Below are 5580 nucleotides of genomic sequence, written 5' to 3'. Positions count from 1 at the left end.
ACGCGGGTCTCCTGCCCGCACTCGGGGCAGAACTTCGGCGGCGGGTCGGCGAGCTGCGCCGGCGCTGCACCGCCCGTCTGCGGCGACGGACGCAACTCGGCGAGCAACGGAGGTGGATCGCCCGCGCGCGGCAAGCTCATCTGCGTCGCGAAGAGCGCCAGCGCATGCAGCACGAGCGAGACGAGCAGAGCAACGAGCAAACCACGCTGCATCGGCCCGCCGGTCAGCCGGCCGCGCTCGCCGGAACGATCAGCCAGGGGTGCGCGGCCTGTTCGACGGCACAGACGACGCGCCCCTGGCGCAACTGCAGGCGGCCTTCGGCGAACCAGCGCACGGCGAGCGGGTAGATCCGGTGCTCCTGCGCGAGAACGCGCGCGGCCAGCGTCTCCTCATCGTCGCTGTCGAGAACCGGAACGGCTGCCTGGACGACGATCGGCCCATGGTCGAGGTCGGCGGTGACGAAATGCACGCTGCAGCCGTGAATCCGCACCCCCTCGGCGAGCGCCCGCCGGTGCGTGTGCAGACCGGGGAAGGCCGGCAGCAGCGACGGATGAATGTTGAGCAGACGACCGGCGTAGCGTTGCACGAAAGCCTCGCCGAGGATGCGCATGAAGCCGGCGAGAACGACCAGATCCGGCGCGCAAGCGTCGATCGCCTCGGCCAGCGCGGCGTCGAACTCTGCGCGCCCGGCGAAAGCGCGATGATCGACGACGCAGGTCGGCACGCCGGCGGCGGCGGCCGTCGCCAAACCGGCCGCATCCGGCCGATTCGCCACGACGCCGGCGATGCGTACCGGCAGGTCGCCGCGCCCGGCGGCATCCAGCAGCGCAGCCATGTTGCTGCCCCGCCCGGAGATCAGGATGACGAGCGAAATCATGCTTGCCCTCCCGCCTGCCGATGCTGCCACCAGCCGTAGAGGACCGGCAGCAGCGAAATGACGATGATCGCCACGATGACCAGCGTCAGATTCTGCTGGATCCACGGCAGATTGCCGAACCAGTAACCGGCCAGCGTCAGCGAGCCGACCCAGGCCAGCGCGCCGATCAGGTTGAAGACAGTGAAGCGCGCGTAGCCCATCGCGCCGATCCCGGCGACGAAGGGCGCGAAAGTCCTGAAGAGCGGCAGGAAACGCGAAATGACCAGCGTCTTGCCGCCGTGCTTCTCGTAGAAAGCGTGCGTCTTGTCGAGCGCCGCCTTGTTGAAGAAGCGCGACTGCTCCCAATGGAAGACCTTCGGTCCGAGAAAGCGACCGATCTGGTAATTGACCATGTTGCCGAGGATCGCCGCCGCGCTGAGCACCGCGAGCAGGATGCCGATGTCCATTCCACCGAGCGCCGCCAGCGCGCCGGCGACGAAAATCAGCGAGTCGCCGGGCAGAAAAGGCGTCACGACAAAACCCGTCTCGCTGAAGATGATGGCGAAGAGAATCACGTAAATCCATTGTCCGTACTGCTGGACAAGCAGCGCCAAGTGCTTGTCGAGATGCAGGACGATATCGATGAAGCTGAGCAGGTAATCCATGAACGGCCGGGAAGCGAAGGAAGGAGGGAGGGAGAGACGGAAGCCGGAACGGCGGCAAGCGCCGGCGCGCAGGCGCGATTCTACCGGAAGCCGGCCCGCTCTGCCCGGCGGCGGCCGCCGACCAGCGAGCGCCGCTGCCGGGCGCCCGGCCGGCAGACAATCTCCCTCCCGCCGACACGCCCGGCGAGAGATAATCGCGCCTGCGCCCATCGTCCAGGGGAAAACGATGTCCCAACCGCCGGCCCGACCCAGCGTCTTCATTTCGAGCACCTCGATCGACCTGCCCGAGCATCGCGGGCAGGTCGTCGCGGCCTGCCTCGGCCTCGGCTATTTCCCGGTCGGCATGGAATACTGGCCGGCCGAGGACGCCGACGCCGAAGCCGTCTGCCTGCGCGAAGTCGACGCGGCCGATATTTTCGTCGGCCTCTACGCCTTCCGCTACGGCTGGAAGCCAGCGGGCAGCGCCGTTTCAATCTGCGAGATCGAGCACGAGCGCGCCAGGGACGGCGGCAAACCGCGCCTGCTTTTCTTCATGGACGAAGAGCATCCGTGGCCGGCCAGCCGCGTCGACAAGGGCAAGGACGGCGAGTTGCTCGCCGCCTTCAAGCAGCGGCTGCGCAGCGAGCGTGTCAGCAGCCGCTCGTTCACCACCGCCAACGACCTCGCCGGACTGCTGACGCAGGCACTCGTCGCGCACGAGCAGCGCCATCCGCGCCGCAGCGCAGCGGACGGCGCAACAAGCAGCGGCGCGCCGGGCGCCACCGCCCCTACGCCGGCCGGCCCGCCGCCCGCGCTCATCGACTGCCCCTACCGCGACCTGCGCGCCTTCACTGACGCCGACGCGCCGTTCTTCTTCGGCCGCGAGGGCTTCACGCGCGAGCTGCTGCAGGCCGTCGACGGCAGCCCTTTCGTCGCTGTCGTCGGCGCTTCCGGCAGCGGCAAGTCGTCGGTCGTCCAGGCCGGGCTGATTCCGGCGCTACGCCGGCGCGGCGGCTGGGCGGTCGGCGTGCTGCGGCCGGGCGAGGAACCCTGGCGCAGCCTCGCCGGCTGCCTGCACGATCTGGCCGCCACGGGTCGGGCGGACGCCGCCGGTAGCGCCGGCGCGCTGCGCCAGCTCGTCATCGGCCAACTGGCCGACGAACTGGCAAAGGGCGCCGACGGCGGCAAGCTCGCGCTGCGTCACCTGCTGCCCGACATCCTCGCCGGCCAGCCGGGCAGCCGCCGTCTGCTGCTGCTCGTCGATCAATGGGAGGAGCTGTACACCTACGAGAAGAAGGACGCCGCCGGCGACGAGATCAGCGCGCCGACAGCAGCGACGGCGGCAACCGCCGCGCGCTTCGCCGACGCACTGATCGCCGGCACGCAGCAGGCGCCGCTGACCGTCGTCCTCACGCTGCGCGCCGACTTCACGCACCACGCCGTCGACCACCGCCCGCTGCGCGACCGCCTGCAGGCGGCGACCGTCTTCCTCGGCGGGATGACGCGCAGCGAGCGCGAGCGGGCGATCGCCGGCCCGGCCGAGGTCGCCGGCTTCGCTTTCGAAGACGGCCTCGTCCGCCGCATGCTGGACGACGTCGGCGACGAGCCGGGCAACCTGCCGCTGCTCGAATTCTGCCTGACGCAGCTTTTCGCGCAGCGCGACGCCGCCGGCCGCATGTGCCATCGCGCCTACGACGCGCTCGGCGGCGTAGCCGGCGCCATCGTCCGCTACGCCGACGGCGTGCTCGACGAACTCGCACCCGGCGGCGCGCAGCAGCGCCATGACCTCGTGCGCGACGTCTTCCTGCAGCTCGTGCAACTGGGCGACAACAGCGAAGACACGCGCCGGCGGGCGCGGCGCGGCGATTTCGCCGCCGCCGCACAGCCGCTCATCGAGCAACTGGCCAGTAAGCGCCTGCTCGTCGTCGGCAACGACCCGGCGCGCGGCGAGGAGACGGTCGAAGTCGCGCACGAAGCGCTGATCCGGCGCTGGCCGCGCCTGGTCGACTGGCTGGCTGAAAACCGCGCCGACCTGCACCAGCGACGCGAGATCGAGCGTGCCGCACAGGCCTGGCAGACGCACGGCGATTCACATCGCTGGTCGGACGAGCGGGTCATGCACGAAACGGCGCCGATGCTGCGCCGGCTGGGGACGCGCTTCGCGCTGAGCGAGAACGAGCGCCGCTTCCTCGGCCCGCTCGCCGCCGACGAGCTGCTCGCCCGTCTCGCCGACCCGGCGACGACGCACGCCGAACGGGCAAGGATCGGCGACCGCCTGACGCTGCAGCCCGACGGCGACCCGCGCCCCGGCGTCGGCCTGACCGCCGACGGCGTTCCCGACCTCGTCTGGCAGGCGATCCCCGGCGGCGAGGTGGTGCTCGAAGTCGACGATGCGCCGCCGGCGCGACCGCCGCGCTTCAAGGTCCAGCCTTTCTACATGGCGCGCTACCCGATCACCGTCGCCCAGTGGCAGGCTTTCGTCGACGCCGACGACGGCTACGATGCGCTGGTGCGCCGGGTGCGCGGCTGGGAGCCTGACTGGCAGCGTGGGCGCGCCAACCAGCCGGCTGTCTCGATCACCTGGTTCGAGGCGATCGCCTATTGCCGCTGGCTCACCCGCGCCGTCGGCCACGAGGTCCGCCTGCCGACCGAATGGGAGTGGCAGCAGGCGGCGACCGCCGGCGACGCGCAGCGCAAGCATCCCTGGGGCGAATGGCGCGCGGGCTGCGCCAACACCGTCGAAAGCCAGCTTGGCCGCATGACCGCGGTCGGCGTGTACCCGGCGGGCGAGTCGGTGCACGGCGTCTTCGATCTGGCCGGCAATGTCTGGGAGTGGTGTCTCAACGCCTACGACACGCCAAAGGATGTGAGCGAAGACGGCGACGCCCGGCGCGTGGTGCGCGGCGGCTCCTGGCACTACGCCCGCGACCTCGCGCGCTGTGCTTTCCGCTCCCCCTACCATCCCGGAAGCCGCAACCTCGACCTTGGCGTTCGGGTGGTGTGTGTGTCCCCCATCCTTTTGAACCGCTGCCCACCGGAACGCTGATCTCTGTTTCTCTGCTGCTCTGTCTCTCTGTCGCCGCGCAGCGGCGTTCCGGGGCGCGCAGCGCCCCGCGCGAAATTTTTTCGGGCCTTGCCCATTTTGCCGCCGGCGCGGCGTCGCCAACAAGCCCGGCACCGCCGCCCACAGCGCTGCGGAAAGCGCTCAGCCACGCTCGTCGAACACCGCCTCCAGGCTCGCTGCGTCGAGCACGCGCCGCGCCCAGGTCTCCAGCCGCGCCGGTTCGGCGTCGGCCAGGCGGGTCTCGACCCAGGGCGGCAAAGCACCGAAACGGCAATTCAGCAACTGCCTGAGCAGCCGTGCCTGACCCTGCCCGATGCCTTGCTCGATGCCTTGCTCGATGCCTCGTTCGATGCCTCGTTCGATGCCTTGCTCGATGCCTCGTTCGATGCCTTGCTCGATGCCTTGCTCGATGCCTTGGCGAATCCACTTCTCTCTCGCCTGCTGTTCCCATTCCTCGGCTATCGTCAGCATCAGTTGTCCTCCATCAATGAAAGTTTGCGTCACGGCCTGGCGCAACTCGTCGCCAGTCAAGCGATCGACGCTCGCCGCCTGCGCCAGGGAGCGCAGCAACGTGCGTGGCCCTTTCTTCCCCCAGAATACAAGCAGCGAGAGGTGGTGCCTGAACGCCTATGACATGGTGAAAGACGTGAGCGAAGAGGGCGCGCGGCGGGCTCCTGCGACAGCCTCGGCGGCGTCGCCGGCAAGCGCGGCCGAAGGCGCTCAGCCACGCTCGTCGAACACCGCCTCCAGGCTCGCTGCGTCGAGCACGCGCCGCGCCCAGGTCTCCAGCCGCGCCGGTTCGGCGTCGGCCAGGCGGGTCTCGACCCAGGGCGGCAAAGCACCGAAACGGCAATTCAGCAACTGCCTGAGCAGCCGTGCCTGACCCTGCCCGATGCCTTGCTCGATGCCTTGCTCGATGCCTTGCTCGATGCCTTGCTCGATGCCTTGCTCGATGCCTCGTTCGATGCCTCGTTCGATGCCTTGCTCGATGCCTTGCTCGATGCCTTGGCGAATCC

At 69.7% G+C, this 5580-nt stretch carries 5 protein-coding genes and 1 pseudogene; 1 reads left to right on the top strand and 5 read right to left on the bottom strand.

Features of this window, described 5'->3' with window-relative positions; genetic code table 11:
• The 3 genes and pseudogenes from PKE44_RS14240 to PKE44_RS14230 form a co-directional block, all read right to left on the bottom strand.
• A pseudogene (locus tag PKE44_RS14240) lies at positions 1-212 on the bottom strand (hypothetical protein); the annotation flags it as partial.
• A gap of 11 nt (positions 213-223) precedes the next feature.
• The gene (purN, locus tag PKE44_RS14235; RefSeq protein ID WP_311098081.1) at positions 224-877 is read right to left on the bottom strand and encodes a phosphoribosylglycinamide formyltransferase; all 654 of its coding nucleotides are present in this window, start codon (positions 875-877) and stop codon (positions 224-226) included.
• Positions 874-1521, bottom strand: coding sequence for a DedA family protein (locus tag PKE44_RS14230; protein ID WP_311098079.1), 648 nt, complete (start codon positions 1519-1521; stop codon positions 874-876). The genes purN and PKE44_RS14230 overlap by 4 nt, the downstream gene beginning before the upstream one ends.
• Before the next feature lie 226 nt (positions 1522-1747).
• On the opposite strand from PKE44_RS14230, the gene PKE44_RS14225 reads away from it, so the two are divergent.
• Positions 1748-4546, top strand: coding sequence for an SUMF1/EgtB/PvdO family nonheme iron enzyme (locus PKE44_RS14225; RefSeq protein WP_311098078.1), 2799 nt, complete (start codon positions 1748-1750; stop codon positions 4544-4546).
• Between the two features lie 159 nt (positions 4547-4705).
• On the opposite strand, the gene PKE44_RS14220 is transcribed toward PKE44_RS14225, so the two are convergent.
• Together PKE44_RS14220 and PKE44_RS14215 are read right to left on the bottom strand one after the other, a co-directional pair.
• A complete protein-coding gene (locus tag PKE44_RS14220; RefSeq protein WP_324552315.1) occupies positions 4706-5134 on the bottom strand; it encodes a hypothetical protein in 429 nt (142 codons plus the stop codon).
• Positions 5135-5284: 150 nt separating this feature from the next.
• The coding region (locus PKE44_RS14215; protein ID WP_324552313.1) for a DUF4351 domain-containing protein at positions 5285-5580 on the bottom strand (296 nt) is incomplete at its 5' end.

The organism is Plasticicumulans sp. (assembly GCF_035331805.1).
Lineage (GTDB): Bacteria > Pseudomonadota > Gammaproteobacteria > Competibacterales > Competibacteraceae > Plasticicumulans.
Note: the sequence above shows the minus strand (reverse complement) of the source record. Positions and strands in the feature narration are given on the sequence as shown.